Here is a 19,601-nt window from a genome sequence, read left to right as displayed (position 1 = left end):
CTATAAAGATATGATCATCTCTATAAAGCAAAGGTAATACAGGAAAGCTATCAATCAGTATCGCATCTATACGATCAACTTAAAAATATAGATTATATAAAAAGTTAAATTATTGATTATCAATTAAATAAATAAATGAAGAATCTACTCTAATATAGACTACTATCAAGCTTATCTGGATTTATTTGAGTTAGTATTCTTCATGATTTTCCTATAAATAGATCAGACACCCTTTCTTAGCATTCTGTTTACAATTTGATAATAATGAATACCCCTGTATTGATAAGGGAATACCGTAGGTTTGCGGAAGACTAACAAGACTTCCGAACTAAATGAAATACCTTCGCTCTATAAAAAGCAAACTTTATTTTTCATTCTTTATCTTCCTGCTTATCGCTGTATCCCTTGCTGTATTGAACTTATGGCTCAATGAACAGCGTAACGATATTGAGCAAACCATTCTGAAGTTACATCAACTACAGAATAGCATTCAAACGATACAACAAGTAGAAAAGGACTTTTTGACGGATGAAGTCATCAATGCGGACTTCTATACGGAAGAGAATAGTAATATTGAAAAAAGGCTTGATCATTCTGTAAAGGCTGTATTTCGCGATATTGCAGCCCTTAAAAACGATTACTACACACAATCCAACACCTACGAGAGTAATCTCTCTTTATTAGAGAATAATATCCTGCAATATGAAAGGCGCTTAAGTGTTTTATTCAAAACACATAAGGAAAAGGGCTTTGAAAATTATGGACTCATTGGAGAGATGCGTCGCTATATCCATACTATTGAGGAGGCCCAAACAGAAGGGAGTATGGTGACTATTCTACTTATCCGAAGACATGAAAAGGATTTTTTCCTTCGCAAGGAAGATAAATACATTGACCGTCTCCTTCAAGAAGTGAAAAACCTAGAGTTGTTGCTAAAAGCTTCCAATTTAAGTAAAACACAAGAGACCTCTTTACTTACCTACCTCCATAACTACAAACAAGTATTTAAGAGTGTCGTTGCCCTTAACCGAAAAATTGGGATCAACCGATCTATGGGGATTCGGGCAGAAATCATACAAGTCCGTAAAACCATTGATAAGCAAATGGTACAACTTTCTACCAAGATACAGTTACAAACGGACCAAGAGCGCAGTATTGTTATTTACAGCTTCTTATTATTTACCGCGATCTTACTTAGCATTGGCATCTATTGGATTTATCGTGTCACCATAGCCTTCGGAAAGCCAATTAAAGTCTTGTCCCAAAATATACAGGAAGCCATTCAGCATAACTTTGAAGGGGTCTACTTTCCCGTACAGGAAAGTGATGATGAACTGGGGCAATTGTCCCGTGACTTTCATACCATGCAGTGTCGTATACAAGAAAGCTTAGCGGATGTAAAGAATCATTCCAACAACATTACTCAACAAAACAATCTATTACTGGACAGTCTTCGATACGGCAATGCCATTCAGGCAGCTATGCTCCCCAAACGATCCAGCTTACTACGTCACTTCAAGGATTCTTTTGTCATCTATCGCCCACAGCAACTAGTTTCCGGTGACTTTTATTGGATGATCAAAAGAAAGCAACGACTTTTCGTGGCTGTGGTGGACTGTACGGGACACGGTGTGCCCGGAGCCTTTATGTCCATGATAGGCATGACACTACTGAATAAGATCATTAGCCAAAGAAAGATTTTTAACCCTGCCCAAGTACTGGAAGTACTGGACCATGAAGTAAAGGAGGCACTTCAGCAGCATGAAAAAGATTCGTTTGCGGACGGTATGGACATCGCATTATGTATGCTGGAGCAAAGGGAAGAAAATAGCACCAAATATGAACTCACTTTTGCAGGTGCAAAACGCCCTGTTTTGTTGAGAAAAAATAATCAAGTAGTAGAAATCAAAGGGAGTAATCGAGCAATTGGAGGGCATATCAAGCGTAAAACCCCTAAACCTTTTGTCAATCACCAACTGACCCTATCCAAGAAAGATCGTATATACCTCTTTACGGATGGGTATGCTGATCAAAACAATCACGAAAGAAAGAAAATTGGCAGGGTAGCCCTATATGAATTGATTCATAAAACGTGCTGGATGGATTTCAATACGCAAAAAGAACGATTGGAGCTTTTCCTGGAAAAACATCAGGGGGAAGAAAAGCAACGGGACGATATCACTATTCTAGGGGTTGAGCTAGAGTAAATGTAACCCCCTCCCCTATTTCTTACGTAAGAGAAAGCATTAGACTTTATTTACAAAATGTTGCTTTCTTATGAGATATAAACTCGATGAGATCCGAGAAGAACTGCATGAACTCAGGCAATTCTCGGATCAACAACACCAACATATACAACGTCAAATTGATGTATTAACCCAAAAACTAAGGGATATAGCATTAGACGACATTCAGGAAGAGGAAAGAGAAGAGGTCTTGGAAATGGCCTCACCTCCTGTACCACCTAAACACTCCACCCAGCCCTCCCCAGCCAAACCAACAGTAGCAGCTCCTGTACAGGAAACCAGCAGGACACAAGCAGTACAGCCCCCTACACCTCCTGTGGAAGAAGGTCCTTCTTTTTCTGAGTTCCTATTAAACTTTATCTTTAGCATTGGGCCGCTAGAGAGCTTCAAGGACTGGTTTCTGGATATCTTCCTTCACTATAAGAAGGAAAAGAAACTTCCTGTATTCTTTTTGACAATATTTGGCTTTACTGCCATGATCATCGGCATCGGCTTTTTGCTACAACATGCTGCTACACAATATTTCAATATTGGGATAGAATGGGTCACCTTAGTCTTAGGAGGTTCAACCACCTCTCTCCTCCTATGGTGGAGCAAGCGTTTACATAATAAAGATGTTCGTTATCAGGAATTTGCTTCAGCGATACAAGCTCTTGTGATCTCTATTAATTACTTGATTATTGCTTTTGTCATCAGCTACAGTTCTTCTTTATGGATTGGAGGGTCCTTGATTCTATTCAATACAGCCTTTTCCTTGTTTATTGCTTTCCGATTCGAAACCCGCATTGTCGCAACCCTTACCCTATTGGGAGGTGCTTTTGCTCCTATGATGCTCCCGACAAGTAATCAACCTATTGGATACCTCTATTATTTATTGATACTCATCTCAGCATCCATCTATGTAGGCCAGCGTATACAATGGAAGAATCTCACCTACCTTGCTTTTGCTCTCGGTGTTGTTCTGCTAGAAACCGTCATCAGTACCCTTTCAGATGAAACCTCTACCGTTCCTTACTTAATCTATATCCATATATTTGCCTACCTATTCCTATACATAGGATTATTTGATGGGAAAAAGCTACAGAAGCTCGATAAAGAGAACCTGGGACTTTTAGCCACGAATATAGGGTTATTCTTAACCAATATATATTTGTTAAGTCCTACGGAAGAACTAGCAGGGACCCTCTACGTTATCAATGCATTCCTTCCTATTAGTATATTACTTGTATTCAGAAAGAAACTATCCTCCCAATTCATCCCTGTCCTGACCGCATTATCCACCGGTCTATTAGCATTAGGGATTCAGTTCCTTTTGACTCCATCCCTGAAAGGGGTTGTATGGGGAGCGGAGGCCTTATTACTCGTCTACCTAGGATATGCTTATCAGCTAAAGAGTTTACGTAAACAAGGCGGAATACTCTATGTCATAGCTATAGCCACCCTATTGTATCGTAGTACTGAAATCCTTGCCTTATTCTCCTTGAATTACGAAGGAGTCCTTTTATCAACTTCCTTTATTCACTGGCTAGAAGTAGGTATACTAAGTACTATCCTAACAGGAATTGGTTTATACTTTCTCAAAAGTAGTAACGATAGCAGCACCGTAAAAATCATCCAACTACAAGAACTCTTACTTGCCGTATGGATAGGCATCACTTTTAGTATCGTTGCAATCTATCAGTTTCAGGCTTTTGCTTTTTGTAGCTTCGTACTTCCTATGCTAGGATTTATCTATTGGGGACAGAAAAGAAATAAAATTCTTATTGAGCAAATCGGGTGGCTCTTTGGAGGGATGATCCTTATTGGATTTTTAGTGGGGCTTCAAGAGTCAGGAGTATATGCCTTTCATCTGCAGCCTATTTATGGAAAAGCATCCATTCTTTTAAGTTGGACACTCATATGGTCTATTCGATACTACTATCAATATCTATTAAAGACCAAAGAACACTGGAGTAAGCACTTGCAAACTGTGTCGTACCTATTATTGCCACTCGCTGTTATTGGTTCCTTTAACCGACATCTGCCAGCATTGGTCAATACAGGAATATGGGTAGGTATGCTCGGTGCCTTTATTCTTTATGAAACCTTTAAAAAGGAAGCCTATAGAGTACAAACACTTCTATTGATGGGAGCAGGTTTGCTCACTCTCCTTATGCGTACAGAATCACTTTGGATCAATGCCTCAATGGGTGCGATCTCTTTGCTATCCATTTTCTTCTATGTTAAGGGGTCTCAAATACAAGGAAACAAGAAAGCAGCCCCTTGGTCTCTATTGCTCAACATCGCCTTATACTACCTGCCTATTGTAGTCGGTATAGTCTATTGGGAGTACAGTGACAATCTTTATCGCTCCCTATTGATCACCCTTGTTTCTTCCTTACTCCTAACGATGGGGCACAAACCTCTTACTGTCATAAAGCATACCCTGCCCTATTTCTATTGGCTTACATCCATTGTGTTTGGGGTCGTCGTTTTTGTCAAAGCAACCGCATGGACTTTTGACCTATCTTATCCGATTACACTTACCTCAACCATCGGCACCTTAGTTCTTTGCGGATTACACTTATTGTTTGTCTATCGCAATCCTGCTTGGTTTGAAGAAAAAGGTAAACAGATTGCCTTGTGGTGGTTTAACCTTAGTGTCGTGGGAAGTTATGCCTTGCTACTTAATCATATAGGCATTCAATTTACAGAACCTACCTTTACAGTACTTCTAGTGCTTCATGGTATTATTATCCTATTTCATACGACAAAGCCTGCTTATCATTTCCTCAATAAACTACAACTACTCCTATTGGGAGCAGGGGCACTAAAGCTATTCCTTATGGACTTGGCAGGGTTCAGTTTAGTAGAAAAAACCATTGCGTTTATTATTGTAGGTGCCCTTTGCCTAGGTGCTGCTTACGGATGGATGAAATTAAAAAGTAAACAAGACTTATAAGAATGACAAAGGCCCTTGCAAAATGCAAGGGCCTTATAAGCAAACATGATAGGATTCCCATAACCTATTTATTTTGTCTTTATATTCTCGGAAAAGCATGCATTGATATCGTCCAACATCTGCTTCAATTGGCTAGAAGAATACGTATTTCCCACTTTTTCATTTGTCGCCAAAGAAGACTTTACTTCCTTAATTTTGTTGATGACAGCTTCAGCTCTCTCTTCTTCTTCGCGAACCACGATAAGGCTCCTCAACTCTTCCGTTATTCGATTAAATTCAAAAACAGCACGATCCTTAGTCGTACTTTTATTCTCAATCAATGTCATGGATTTAATTAGATTTTGTTCGTGTACAACAGTCAAAATAAAGTACTACAGTATTTGCAGCTTACTGCTGCCCAAGTCGTAAAATGGTGTAACATACTCTTTGTTAATAGTTACAGTTCTTCAAAAGGGTTTTCATTATAACTATTTGTATTAATGGTATTGCAAATAAAATTAATACAATTAAAAAATAGAACAACATAGAGAGGACAAAGAGTAGACATCAATAAAATTACAATTCAAAAAGCCTCAGAGCGATATTCTATTCGCTTCTGAGGCTTTCTTCACCAAATCATTTCCGTATAGGTTTTTATGTTGTTAGAAGTAGGATTACTTTTTCTCTCTTCTCTCTTTCACACGATGCTCACTGTGTCTGGCTTTAATGCCAATGAATCCATACTCATCGAAGTCCTCTGTCAAGTCAAGCTCAAGTACCTCATCACCTTTTGTTACTTCAACGATATAGTCGCAAGCACCCTCTCCATAATTGATGGTAACTGTCTCATCTCCTCTTGTCAGTACTTCTACACCACTTACAGGAATGAATACTTTTTCTTCACATGCTCTACTATAAACCAACTCCTCTGTAATCTCTACAGAAAATGACTCTCCTAATGTATTTTCGTAAGACTTGCTACCTGTTTGTGTCCACTGCTCCTCTGTTTTCTTTGAAGCAATTGATGCAACGATCGTTTCTGAATATGCCTCAATAGAGTCTGCTACAAATCCTGCAGGGTAAGCAATCGTCATGTTTCTTGAATGGCTTCCCTCATAGGTCATCGGAGGTCTATGTCCCCATGACCACTCCCCATCAAATGAGAATGTCTTGGCTCTGCTTACTGTACCATCTACTACTACACCTGCCGGAGAAGTCACTTGCTCAAACGTTGAGGAATGTGACATGCTTCCAAGCTCTGCAGTAATCACGTCTGTCAACATTCCACTCACTCCTTCACAGCTCTCAGAAGAATCGAAATCATACGTAATTGTTAAAGTGTTAGCGTCCTGATCTATTTCTGTAGAGACCACTGCACAATATCCAATGCGATGATCAAAACGAGGTCTTCTTCCCTCTCTTTCCTGATGGTCCATCACCACCCTGGCATTCGACAAACTTCCTTCTCTTTCATCTGCGTCTTCTGAAGAAGAGTTGATATACTCATTCACTGCCAGGTAATCTACCACCATGGTTTCAATATTGGCGTTCTCCTGAGGGTCCATATCATTTTGACAAGCTGTAAAAGCCAATACTGCTGCTGGGAAAATCAAGTTTCTCAATTTCATCATCGTTCGTATAGTTTTTATAAGTTTAAAATTCCATTCTTGAACACATGCTTTAATGCATGTTCAATTCAGGAAAGGCAGGCTACTGAAATTTGTACTGAAAAAATGATGAAAAATTTAAAAATAAATATCAACCAACTGATTATCAGTTGTTAAAAAATAAGATCGTGCTATCAAGTACCCTCACCCTACAGACCGTGCGTGACGCAAGGGCCTACATTACCCCTAAAAATAAAAATCACTGTTCATTGTTCACTGCTCATTCTTCATTCTTCATTCTTCATTCTTCATTAATAGAGTCCCAGCATATGGTTAATCACTTCATTTCTTAAATGCCCCTCTTCGTCCAGGTATACTTTCTCTTCTATCTCTTTTTTACTCCTTCCTTGTCGCTCCATCTCTTGCTTTTTTCGTTCCAGATTTTCCTCATACCCTAATCCGGCATCCTTCACACGATTACGGTAATAATGAAAATGATCTGACTCAAATATATCCTTAAGCTGCTGATCTCTTTTCTTTCGCCATTTCTCCAGCTCTTTCATAGCTTTTTTATAAGGCAGGTCACTTTTCTTTATTTCTAGCGCCTTCTCCAAGGTAGCATCCCCCAATTGCTTTACGTCAGCCTCTTCCGCTGGCGTCAGGTCGAAATGATTCTTAAACCAGTTCATTTGCATCTGTAACTTAGTCTGCACACTCGCCTTTAATAACTCCAATTCTGAAGCATCATGTTTCACTACCTCTTGTCCCATTGTCATATTGGATAGAAATAGACTCATGTAAAGCACAATAATTCCTGAAAACACCTTTTTCATAGTATCATATATTTTGAGAGTATTAAACAGATAGCAGACATTAGACTTTATCACGGTTAATTTTAGTATGAGCAAAAAACTCTAAGTTTTTAAAATAGGTCAGTGGTATACTATAGCTTTTATAATTTTCAATGATCAATGATTAATTTTCAATAATTAATACACGCTAGAACTAGTTCTGTAGCCTTTTTGGGTAATTCATTTTAATTGAAAATTGATCATTGAAAATTACCCCACTATAGAAGCAGTTCAGCAGGCTTTTTTATTCATAGACCATTAACCGTAAAACTCTATTGAACAAAATCTAAACAACGGGCGACCACAAGGGTCGCCCCCAATGCTGTCAATTTAAGCTAAGAACTGGTCGTAGCGTCCTCGCTACGACTAAAATCATAACTTGAGCGTCCTCGCTCAAGGCCTTAAAAACGGGAGCGAGGACGCTCCCACTATGTTTAAGTCTTAGCCTGGAGGCTAAGACTAGTGTCTACCTTTTCTTAAATTGACAGCATTGGGGTCGCCCCTAGTGGGGAAGCTCAACACTATCATTCCCAATCAGTATAGGTGTATTGAAACGTTCCTCATCGCTGTTTTCCAGTTTCAATACCCCTCTTGGGCAAACGGCAGAACATACCCCACAACCCACGCAAGAGGCTCTTACGATATTCTGTCCCCTTTGTGCATACCAACGCACATCAATACCCATCTCACAATATGTAGAACAATTTCCACAAGAAATACATTGCCCTCCGTTTGTAGTAATGCGAAATCTGGACTTAAATCGCTGTACTATTCCCAGATAAGCCGCTAGCGGGCATCCAAAACGACACCACACCCTATTGCCCATCATAGGATAAAAGCCTGTTCCAACCACACCAGCGAAGATAGAGCCGATTAAGAAGCCATATACCCCCCTTAAGGAATAGGTATTGATTCCGAGAAAAGAAGAAGAGCTTGTGAAGTAAGTGTACAAAACACCAATGGTCATGATAATAGCAAACACCAGTACCCCATGTACTGTAAATCGTTCGATCTTCCATGCCTTAAGAGATTTATCTGATAAATGTCTGTAGGGGTCACCTAAAGTTTCAGCCAAGCCGCCACATCCACAAACCCAAGAGCAATACCATCTTTTTCCAAAAAAATAAACCATCAGTGGCACTCCCACTAAAACCAATATAATACCCCATACCAACATGAATATTCCCAATGTGCCGTTCGACAGCATTTGATCTATTCTGTAATCGAAAAAGAAGGTATAATCCAATGGCCATATGTTCTTGAAGTCAAAATAAGGCTTATTGAGCAGCTGAAGAATCTCAGGAATCAAGAAGGCAAAACTCACCTGAAAGAACATTACTGACAGTGTACGCACTTTATGGTATTTACTATCCCTCCACTTGATCAACATACGAATCCCCATCACGACCACACAAAGGGTATATAACCAACCATATAAGAAAAAAGGGCCTGCTTCACTTCCTTTGAGTGCTATACTTAAAGGATCAACCATACGTACCCAAGGAACCATATGTTCTGGATAGAAGTACAAAACGATATAAAAGAGTATAAGAAAAGCGCCAAAAATAATCCCCAACACTCCTCTATAGGTCATGGACTGTCGGAAAGTATGATGTTGATTGATTCCTTCTGCCGTAAAAAGCAAAGGCAACATGTACAATAATCCTCCCAAAACCGCTCCCCCATAAATCAACAAAAACCATAGTATAGCATGATCAGCAATCACCCCTTTATAAGCTTCTTTGGCCAGCGCATACTTCCAGGCATCTATCTGGTGTTGATCAAAACCCTTTTCCCTGATCATTGCTTCTGCAATATTTTCCTGATTCAGTAGCAGGTCTTCCCGAAGCGCTTCCGGGGTCTCATAGGTTCGTCCATCCATCCATTGGGCATAGGTCATCCACTGGGACCGTTTTTCTTCTTTGTCTAAACGTCCAAATGCCTCTTGAATAGAGAATTGCTTATTTAACTGCTCCCCAATAATGGTCTCCAATGTATTAGACGAAAGCGCATACGTATCTTGTATTGTTTCATTCGCCTTCTCAAACGCATCATCCAAGGCTGCTGTAAAAGAGATACTGTTTGTGTAAGTTTGGTCTATTACTTGGGCAGCATGGGATAGGAATAACGTCTTATGCTCTTGCTGCCCCTCCATTCTTAAGCCTACACCTGTTTCTGTCAATTGATAATCCCCAAAAAATACCGTACTCACAAAGAGTAAGAAGAAAACGGTGAATACTCCCAACCCTATCTTTGAAATCACTTTCTGCATGAATCTGTTTTTATTCTTTATTAGAGTTTATCACGATTAATTGTTTATAAGCAGGGAAAAGTAGTGAACTGGTTCAAGAGTTCAAATTCCGAACGAGGTACGAGTACGGAATTGCTCTTGGACCAAGCGATTTACTACCTCAGTCAAGTCTAATGCGTACTGCGCTAGTCCAAGAGCGTATTAATAGTCGTCCCTCCTATCAATACTGAACTCTTGAACTAGGAGCATATTTTCTACCCATACGAAACTAACCGTGATAAAGTCTATTGATTATTGATATTTCATTATGTCGAATAAACCTGCGACTAAAGCTGCACGCCTATCATCAGCACATCATCTAGCTGTTTTTCTTCTGCTCTCCATTCCTCAAACAATGCTTCCAGATGCTGACTGTATAATTGTATAGGCGTTTCTGACATTAACTCCAAAGAACTTTTGACTCTCTTGGTCATAAACCTTCTACCTTTATTACCCCCTATCTGATCTTGAAACCCATCAGAAGTCAAATGAAAAGAATCTCCTTTTTGAGCTTCCCCTTCAAATAAAAGATACTCCAACGGCTTTTTCTGATACTGCATTCCTCCTACAGGACGTCTGCTTCCTTTTATGGTTTCTATCTTTCCTTCTCTCATCCAGTACAATGGTCTATTGGCTCCTGCATACTGGAATGTACCATCCGTAAGATTCAACTTGAGCATAGCGATGTCCATTCCATCATTGGACATACTGCACTCCCTATCCTGTCCCAACGCATTGATAACACTATGATGCAAAGCCAATAATATGAGATCGGGCTGATGAATCTGATGACTCATCACAATATCATTCAACATAAAATGTCCCATAATAGACAATAACGCTCCAGGCACACCATGTCCTGTGCAATCTACTGCTGCCAATAAAATCTCATTTGTACCTGGAATAGGATAATACCAAGGAAAATCACCACTAACCTTATCTTTGCTTTTATACAATAAATAGGTTTTGGGAAGTTGTTGTTGTAACGTGACCTCATCAGGCATCAAGGAGCGCTGCAAACGCTCCGCATAGGTAATACTATTCAAGATATTGCGATGCTGCTTTTCTGTAAGTTGTACATAAGAGATCAGTTGCTGTTTATTTTCCTCTTCTTTGGAAATTACTTTAGTCAGAAAATAATACAGTAAAGCCCAAGTCAATAAGGCGATAGAAATACTAATCGCTACTTGACGGTATAAGTGCATTCTTGCTTCTGCCAAAAATGACTCGAAACGTTGATCTACCTGTATCACAGCGACCACCTCCCTGTCACTATTCTTGATAGGCGCAAAGGCAGACAACCAAACACCATTTTCTGTTCTATACTCCCCTAACACTCCCCCTTGATCAAACTGGCTTCTCAACTCCATAGGATATTGCACATATCGATGTCGAAAGGCTGGATCTTCTGAAGAGGTAACGATAAACTCAAAATGCTCTTCCTTTTTTACTAAAGTATATACTGCAGATTGCAAATGATGTGTTCGCACCACTTCTTTCAATTGCTGGTGCATATGGTAATAGCTACTATCTTCAATGGATGTTGTGATCCCATCTTTCTCAGGATAACGTTGTACTAGGTTTTCATGCCTGTCTCCATCAATATTGGAAGCCGTGGTGTAGGCAATCGCCGACAAGTTCAATAATACCTCCTTTTCGGTTCGTTCAACTTTCTCCTGATAATTTCTATAGGTAAAAAAGCTTACCAACATCATTAGGCCCGTAAACACCACCATCTGTATACGGACGCCCAGCATTTTCGCTGATAATATTTTGGTCATAATTTGTTTGCAGCAAGAATATGAAACATATCTCCAATTAAAGCTTCCAAGAAGCCTAACTCCTAAAATCCATAAAAGTTAACAACTTTAAATAATAGTTGTGGGAATTGAAGAAAATCCTAGTATATTTTCCCAACATATGGCAAAAATCAAACAAAAACTTACTTTAATCATATTAAATCGGTAATTTGCATTTTTCGATTATATCAAATCACTATACAAAATCGTCATTTTACCAATTAGAGAAGCAGACTACTTTTCAGTAAAATAACACGTTATGCAACTTTTAGAGTATCTAGGTACTAACAATCAACATCTTTTACTTAATGCTTTTAGCATGGAAACACTCAACGAAATATTAGGCACCATTGATGGCTATATTGGAGGCTCAAACTGGTTTGTCTTTGCCTTATTGGGCACAGGTTTATTTTTTACGTTATTCCTTAAATTTCCACAACTACGCTATTTCAAACACGCTTTAAAGATCGTTAGTGGTAAATATGATAAGGCTGATGATGAGGGAGATACTTCTCACTTTCAGGCTTTGGCTACTGCCCTTTCTGGTACGGTAGGGACAGGGAATATCGCCGGAGTGGCCTATGCTATTTACCTAGGCGGACCGGCCGCACTATTTTGGATGATCTTTACAGCTTTTCTTGGTATGACCACCAAGTTTGTAGAGGTTACCCTATCTCACAAGTACAGAGAGAAGACTGATGATGGCACTATGGCCGGTGGGCCAATGTACTATATGAAAAATGCGGAGTTCAAGATCTTTGGTAAAAACAAAGCAATGGGCAAGAAAATCATGGCTGGCATGGCTGCAGTATTTGCATTCGCAACCGTACTTTCCTCATTTGGTACAGGTAGTTTGCCACAAATCAAAAGTATTGCAGATTCTGTACACGCTACTTTTGGTATTGAGCACATGCACACGGGAGCCGTATTGGCGGTATTGCTTGGTTTTGTGATCATCGGAGGTATTCAAAGAATTGCAAAAATTACAGAAAAATTAGTCCCAGGTATGGCCTTGATTTACCTGATTGGTGCACTTTCTGTAATCTTCTATAATATTGACAACGTTATTCCTTCCCTTGTCGACGTCTTTGCTCATGTATTTACAGGTACTGCTGCAGTAGGTGGATTTTTGGGTGCTGGATTTGCATACGCCTTTAACAGAGGGGTAAACAGAGGATTATTCTCCAACGAAGCTGGACAAGGTTCTGCGCCTATCGCCCACGCTTCTGCGAAAGCGCACGAGCCTGTATCAGAAGGTATGGTGGCGATCTTGGAGCCATTTATTGATACCATCGTAATCTGTACGATCACAGGACTTACCATTCTGTCTTCAGGAGTATGGAATGAAAAGTTTGAAAATACTTTTCAGTTCTCAGAGGTAAGTATCATGGCACAACAGTACGAAGATTCTCAAGAGGATCGTTTGAAGCTAGGTGACCACCTTTCTGAAAAGCATGAAGAACCTATGTTCTCTGGCCTTCTAAACGTACAAGACGGAAATATCACCAATACCCTGACGATCCTACATGCTCGTTCGATTGCAGAAGACATTACTGTATATCTGGAGCAGGAAGATGGTTCACAAGTTCCTTACACAGGTAAAGTAATTGTGGAAGACGGTACATTAAAACCGGGAGAACAAGCGATCGTAATGCAAGGTAAGTCGCTTCTTCACAGTTCTCCACTAACAGCGGAAGCGTTCAAGAGAAGTTTCTTTGGGGATTACGGACAGTATATCATTTCTATTGGTCTACTATTGTTTGCTTTCTCAACAGCAATTTCTTGGTCATACTATGGCGACCGTGCCATCACCTATCTATTTGGTGCTAAAGGTATCTTGCCTTTCCGTATTGTATATGTAGTCGCATTCTTCTTTGCTTCTTTTGCAGATACAACAGTTATTTGGACACTTTCCGGAATCACGATTGCACTGATGACCATTCCAAACCTTATCGGTATCCTTCTTCTTCACAAGGAGATGAAAGAAACGGTAGACAACTACTGGAGTGACTTTGAGCAAGAGTGGCCAGAAGAAAAAAAAAGAAAGCTCTCTAAAGAAAAAGCATAAAATATAAGCCTCCCTATTGGGAGGTTTTTTTATACCCTTTACGCAAAATAAAGCGACGTTTATCACCACAACTTTAGAAGTAGATCTTTATATTTAGAAATATTGAATAAGTATACCTATTTCAACAACCTGTTTCTCAAAGGATTGTATAAATTATTAAAATTTTCATAGTTCAAATGATGATCTTTCTATACAAATGCCTTAGTTTTGCATCCCGATAAGAAAGACAGAACAGCTAAAATATAAGAAATGCCTAGAAAATCGCACATCAACTCTGTACTGATTATCGGGAGTGGTCCAATCGTAATCGGCCAAGCCTGTGAATTTGACTATTCAGGTTCTCAAGCAGCCCGATCTCTAAGAGAAGAAGGAATTGAAGTTACACTAATCAATTCCAATCCTGCCACTATTATGACGGACTCCGTCACTGCCGATAATATCTATCTCAAGCCTCTCGAGCCACAATCCATCATTGAAATTCTGGAAAAGCATCAGATCGATGCCGTACTTCCTACTATGGGAGGTCAGACTGCGCTTAACCTCGCTATCGAGTGTCAGGAAGCAGGTATCTGGGAAGATTATGGCGTGGAAATCATCGGTGTAGATATTGATGCCATCCAAGTTACTGAGGACCGTGAGAAGTTCCGTCACAAAATGATTGAGCTGGGAGTAGGCGTTTGTAAAGGACGTACTGCAAAATCTTTCCTTGAAGGAAAAGAGATCGCTCAGGAAATCGGTTTCCCATTGGTAATTCGTCCTTCCTTTACCCTTGGAGGTACTGGTGGAGGTTTCGTAAACTCTGAAGAAGAGTTTGACGCAGCCTTGAACAGAGGTCTTCATATGTCTCCAGTACACGAAGTATTGGTAGAGCAAAGTATCCTAGGATGGAAAGAGTACGAGCTAGAGCTTCTTAGAGATGATGCCGGAAACGTGATCATCATCTGTTCTATTGAGAACTTTGACCCTATGGGCGTTCACACCGGAGATTCTATCACGGTTGCACCAGCCCAAACACTTCCAGACACGGTATACCAACGCATGCGTAGTATGGCTATCATGATGATGAACGGTATCGGTCAGTTTGCAGGTGGATGTAACGTACAGTTCTCTGTAAACCCAGAAAACGACGACATCATTGGTATCGAGATCAACCCTCGTGTATCTCGTTCATCAGCCTTGGCTTCTAAGGCAACAGGATATCCAATTGCAAAAATCGCTGCAAAATTGGCAATCGGTTACAACTTGGATGAGCTTAACAATGCGATCACAGGTACCACTTCTGCATACTTCGAGCCTGCCTTGGACTATGTAATCGTAAAAATCCCTCGTTGGAACTTCGATAAGTTTAAAGGATCTGATACTAAACTAGGCCTACAGATGAAAGCGGTAGGTGAGGTTATGGGTATTGGACGTACTTTCCAGGAAGCCCTACAAAAAGCATGTCAGTCTCTTGAGATTGGAAGAAATGGTCTAGGTGCTGACGGTAAAGAAGTGAAGGACAGAGAGCAATTGCTTTATAGCCTTGCCAATCCAAGCTGGGATCGTCTATTCCACATCTACGATGCCTTGAAACTGGGTATCGCTATGAGAACCGTTCGTGAGATCACTAAGATCGACAAATGGTTCCTAAGAGAAGTACTTGACATTCTTTTGACTGAAAAAGAAATCGAGAAATATAAACTGGATACCCTTCCGAAGGAGCTTATGATAGAAGCGAAACAGAAAGGGTTTGCAGATAGACAAATTGCACACATTGTTGGCGCAAAGGAGAGTGAAGTATTCGACCTTCGCCACAAGATGGGTGTAAAACGTACATGGAAGCTGGTAGATACTTGTGCGGCTGAATTCGAAGCACAGACACCATACTACTACTCTTGTTTTGATGAGGAAAACGAATCAGAAGCTTCTGACAAGAAGAAAATCATCGTACTAGGTGCTGGTCCTAACCGTATCGGACAAGGTATTGAGTTTGACTACTGCTGTGTACACGGTGTATTGGCTTCTAAAGAAGAAGGTTACGAGACAATCATGATCAACTGTAACCCTGAGACGGTTTCTACTGACTTTGATATCTCTGACAAGCTATACTTTGAGCCTGTATTCTGGGAGCACATCTACGATATCATCCTTCATGAGAAACCAGAAGGGGTAATTGTTCAGCTAGGTGGACAAACAGCCTTGAAGCTTGCCGAAAAATTGGAACGTTACGGCATTCCAATCATGGGTACAAGCTACAAAGCACTTGACCTTGCAGAAGACAGAGGTAGCTTCTCTACCCTACTAAAAGAAAATAACATCCCTTACCCTGAATTTGCTACTGTAGAGACAGCAGACCAGGCATTGGAGATCTGCCAAGACCTTGGTTTCCCATTGTTGGTAAGACCTTCTTATGTATTGGGTGGACAGCAGATGAAGATCGTTATCAACGAAAAAGAGTTGGAAGATCACATCGTAGATACACTGAAAGCGATCCCTGGAAACAAGGTTCTTTTGGACCACTACCTGGATGGCGCCATCGAAGCGGAAGCAGATGCAATCTGTGACGGTGAGAACGTACACATCGTTGGTGTAATGCAGCACATCGAGCCTGCTGGTATCCACTCAGGAGACTCTTATGCAGTACTTCCTCCATACAACTTAGGAGACTTGGTATTGGAGCAAATCGAAGATTATACAAAAAAGATCGCCGTTGCTTTGAAAACGAAAGGTCTGATCAACATTCAGTTCGCTATCAAAGACGATAAGGTATATATCATCGAGGCTAACCCTAGAGCTTCCAGAACGGTTCCATTCATCTGTAAAGCATACCAGGAGCCATATGTAAACTATGCGACGAAGGTGATGATCGGTTCGAAGAAAGTTACTGACTTTGACTTCAAACCGGTGAAGAAAGGATATGCCATCAAGATTCCGGTATTCTCTTTCGAGAAATTCCCTAACGTAAACAAAGAGTTGGGTCCAGAAATGAAATCAACTGGTGAGGCAATCTACTTCATCGACGATTTGAAAGATCCATTCTTCCGTAAGGTTTACAAGGATAGAAACTTATACTTGAGCCGTTAATCTGGTACAGGTTATAAATAATAAAAGCAGCATCCCGATTCTTTTGGGATGCTGCTTTTTTGTTGAGGCGGCTTACGCCGCTGGTTGAGAAAAGCTTCGCTTTGTTGAGTTTCACCTTCGGTGAGTTGAGACTTAACCTTGGAAGGTGGAGTTTATGCTACCTTTGGAAAGATTTCTCAACTCACCGAAGGTGAAACTCAACAGCGCACAGCGCTACTCAACTAGCGGCGTAAGCCGCCTCAACATAAACTTGCTAGTCTGTTAATCGAGTGGCTAGCGCTTTGCCACTCTCAATACAATCAATAACTGACACTCCTTCCTTCCAGTTGGCATTGAAGTAAAGATGGTCCTCATTGATATCCTTTAAAGCTTCCTGTACTTCCAACAACCTTTGGTCTCGTTGAGGAATCGCCTGCTCCCAACGCGTCATTCGCTGTAATACAGGTGCGCCACTAATATGATAGATTTCATTCAGCTCCTGAGTTGTACGTTCCATGATCTCATCATCAGACAACTCCGTACTTGGAATATTCTGCATTCCTCCAACAAAAGTGGTCAACAATACCTCATCACCTGGGGCACGATCAGGGAAAATACAACTTGACCAGATACTCCCAGAAGTAAATAATCCTTCTTTTTGGGGATGCAATCCTCCAAACCCATCCAACTCATAGCCTACATCCTTTTTCTTAAAAACAGAATGTACACAACACATGGGAGCGTAATTAATATGTCTCAAAGTGAAGGCCAAATGTGGATAGAGATCTTCCAATAAATTAGCCACCACACTAGCCGGAACACTGAACACTATTTTATCAAATCGCTCTGTTCCTTGAGCGGTAACCACATCATATTGCTCCCCTACCTTCTTAACCGACTTTACAGGGGTATTCAAGGCAACATCATCCAGCAATGATACCAATTGATCCGATAAGGTCTGCATTCCTTCCTTAAAACTATAAGTAGCTTTACGCTGAATACTTCCTTTATTCTTCATCATCCCCTTAATGATCGACCCATGTTCCCGTTCAGCATTAGCCATACTAGGAAAAGTAAGATCTATAAGTAATTGCTCTGGATCACCCGAATAAATCCCACTAATGAATGGATTGACCGCATAGTCTACAATCTCCTGATTAAATCTTCTTCTAAAGAAGTCTGCTACACTTTCCTTCCCTTTCTTGGGGGCTTTACTTTTCCTAAATGCCTCTGTCAATACCGCTAGCTTGGTTCCCCAACTAAAGAAATCACCAAACAACAGTGACGGCGGAGAGGATGGTAGCTTTTGATATCCTCCTTTTTTAAAGACAAAACGATTTTTGTTCACTTCCGCCGCCCTTAATAACTCTTCTTTTAACCCTATTTCTTCCATAAAGGCTAAATGCTCCTCATGAAGCAATAAGGAGTTAGGTCCTTCCTCAAACAGGTAAGCTCCTTCCTTAAGAGTGCTAATTTTCCCTCCTACCTTAGAGGAAGCCTCAAACAGTTTGCATTGAATTCCTTTTTTCTTTAAATGGTAAGCAGCTGATAAGCCTGATATCCCTCCGCCAATAATTGCGATCATAATGTATTGTTATTTATCTTGTGTTTCGGTGCAAGTTCTAGGTATATCTTTTAAAAAAAAGTGACTTTCATTTATAAATAATAATCTGAGAGGTCAGTATTAGGTTGAAGGATAAAGGATAAAGGATAAAATTAAACTCTTTTATATCTTTTACCTATTACCTATTACCTTTTACCTTTTACCTTTTACCTATTACTTTTCATTCTTCAACATCAACTATAAATTCCACTGCATAGACACCCCCACATAAGGTTGAATAGCATTTATATTTCGATCTGGAATCTCCTCATATAACTCCTCTCCATTTTCCCCTAAGGCAATATTTCCTTCCTCATCATATACAGGCCTAATACTCCCCAATGCAAAAGAGTAACGATTATTGGTGGCTAATGACACTCCTAATCGCACCTTAGGAAGGTCATAATATAACGTATATCCCAAGCGAGCCTGATCAATTTTACGATAGGTTGCATACTGATCCTTATGATGGATAAACAGCTCTGCTTTCAGTTCATGCATCATAGGCTTATCTCTCCATAGAAAAGACTTCTGTGCTGCCATACTACCTATAAATCGACCATAGGATTGTGTTGGTCTTTCTTTCCAATACACCCACTCATAATGAGCTTCTTTCAATAATGTTAAGGAAGCAATCTTTCCCTCATGAACAATAAATACTCCATTATGCCAAGTAGTATTCATCACCCGTTGCCTCCAACGACTTTTCCCTCCTATACGCCAACGCTTCGTTAAACTTCTCTGATAAGCCGCCTGTAGGTGAAATAAGCTTGCAGGAAAGGCACTGAAATGGCTATAAGGAGTAAAACTCCTTGTGGATAACTCTACTACTACCTGCTGCGTTGAATCGATCACCTTCTCTCCTCCAACAGTCATCCATAAAGCAGGGCTACTCCATTGACGCTCTGTAGGATAAGACTGCCCCCACCCTTTGGCTCCACTAATGAAAAAAGCACCTACAATTAATCCATACTTGATTATAGTTCTAACAACTCCCATCCTCCAGAATAATATTATCGTCATTCATTTCTTTATAAGAACACCTTATATCTTACAATTCACAAAATAGCGCTTTTTCAACTTATCCCACGTTCAATTTATCTAAAACAGACCGTAAGATTGACTTTCTATCTATTTTCAGCTTCAAATCACACGCTCTCTTACCTTCTTCTAAA

At 40.2% G+C, this 19,601-nt stretch carries 11 protein-coding genes; 4 read left to right on the top strand and 7 right to left on the bottom strand.

Translation table 11 applies throughout. The annotated features are described in order from the left end of the window. The first annotated feature begins 332 nt into the window (after positions 1–332). Together ABD985_RS13610 and ABD985_RS13605 are read left to right on the top strand one after the other, a co-directional pair. Positions 333–2,207 carry a SpoIIE family protein phosphatase gene (locus ABD985_RS13610; RefSeq protein ID WP_345372599.1) on the top strand — a complete coding sequence of 625 codons (1,875 nt, stop codon included), beginning with the start codon at positions 333–335 and terminating at the stop codon, positions 2,205–2,207. Positions 2,208–2,277: 70 nt separating this feature from the next. Next, positions 2,278–5,187 carry a DUF2339 domain-containing protein gene (locus ABD985_RS13605; RefSeq protein WP_345372597.1) on the top strand — a complete coding sequence of 970 codons (2,910 nt, stop codon included), beginning with the start codon at positions 2,278–2,280 and terminating at the stop codon, positions 5,185–5,187. Positions 5,188–5,255: 68 nt separating this feature from the next. On the opposite strand, the gene ABD985_RS13600 is transcribed toward ABD985_RS13605, so the two are convergent. The 5 genes from ABD985_RS13600 to ABD985_RS13580 form a co-directional block, all read right to left on the bottom strand. Further along, a complete protein-coding gene (locus ABD985_RS13600) occupies positions 5,256–5,513 on the bottom strand; it encodes a hypothetical protein (protein ID WP_345372595.1) in 258 nt (85 codons plus the stop codon). Between the two features lie 327 nt (positions 5,514–5,840). Next, entirely contained in the window at positions 5,841–6,797 is a 957-nt protein-coding gene (locus ABD985_RS13595) for a hypothetical protein (RefSeq protein WP_345372593.1), read from the bottom strand. 287 nt (positions 6,798–7,084) lie between these two features. After that, entirely contained in the window at positions 7,085–7,606 is a 522-nt protein-coding gene (locus ABD985_RS13590) for a hypothetical protein (protein ID WP_345372592.1), read from the bottom strand. Positions 7,607–8,126: 520 nt separating this feature from the next. Continuing rightward, a complete protein-coding gene (locus tag ABD985_RS13585) occupies positions 8,127–9,896 on the bottom strand; it encodes a 4Fe-4S binding protein (RefSeq protein ID WP_345372590.1) in 1,770 nt (589 codons plus the stop codon). A gap of 305 nt (positions 9,897–10,201) precedes the next feature. Next, positions 10,202–11,695 carry a PP2C family protein-serine/threonine phosphatase gene (locus tag ABD985_RS13580; RefSeq protein ID WP_345372588.1) on the bottom strand — a complete coding sequence of 498 codons (1,494 nt, stop codon included), beginning with the start codon at positions 11,693–11,695 and terminating at the stop codon, positions 10,202–10,204. A 337-nt stretch (positions 11,696–12,032) separates the two neighbouring features. Between ABD985_RS13580 and ABD985_RS13575 the strand changes: the two genes are divergently transcribed. Together ABD985_RS13575 and carB are read left to right on the top strand one after the other, a co-directional pair. After that, positions 12,033–13,781, top strand: a complete 1,749-nt coding sequence (locus ABD985_RS13575) for an alanine/glycine:cation symporter family protein (protein ID WP_345372587.1) — start codon at positions 12,033–12,035, stop codon at positions 13,779–13,781. Between the two features lie 249 nt (positions 13,782–14,030). Continuing rightward, positions 14,031–16,844, top strand: coding sequence for a carbamoyl-phosphate synthase large subunit (gene carB, locus ABD985_RS13570; RefSeq protein ID WP_345372586.1), 2,814 nt, complete (start codon positions 14,031–14,033; stop codon positions 16,842–16,844). Positions 16,845–17,097: 253 nt separating this feature from the next. Here the strand turns inward: carB and hemG are convergent, their stop codons facing one another. Both hemG and ABD985_RS13560 read right to left on the bottom strand, forming a co-directional pair. Further along, a complete protein-coding gene (gene hemG, locus ABD985_RS13565) occupies positions 17,098–18,408 on the bottom strand; it encodes a protoporphyrinogen oxidase (protein ID WP_345372584.1) in 1,311 nt (436 codons plus the stop codon). A gap of 216 nt (positions 18,409–18,624) precedes the next feature. After that, positions 18,625–19,449, bottom strand: coding sequence for a hypothetical protein (locus tag ABD985_RS13560; RefSeq protein WP_345372582.1), 825 nt, complete (start codon positions 19,447–19,449; stop codon positions 18,625–18,627). Between the last annotated feature and the right edge of the window lie 152 nt (positions 19,450–19,601).

Source organism: Algivirga pacifica (assembly GCF_039543525.1).
GTDB lineage: Bacteria > Bacteroidota > Bacteroidia > Cytophagales > Flammeovirgaceae > Algivirga > Algivirga pacifica.
The sequence above is the reverse complement of the archived record's forward strand: the minus strand, read 5'-3'. Positions and strand labels throughout refer to the sequence as shown.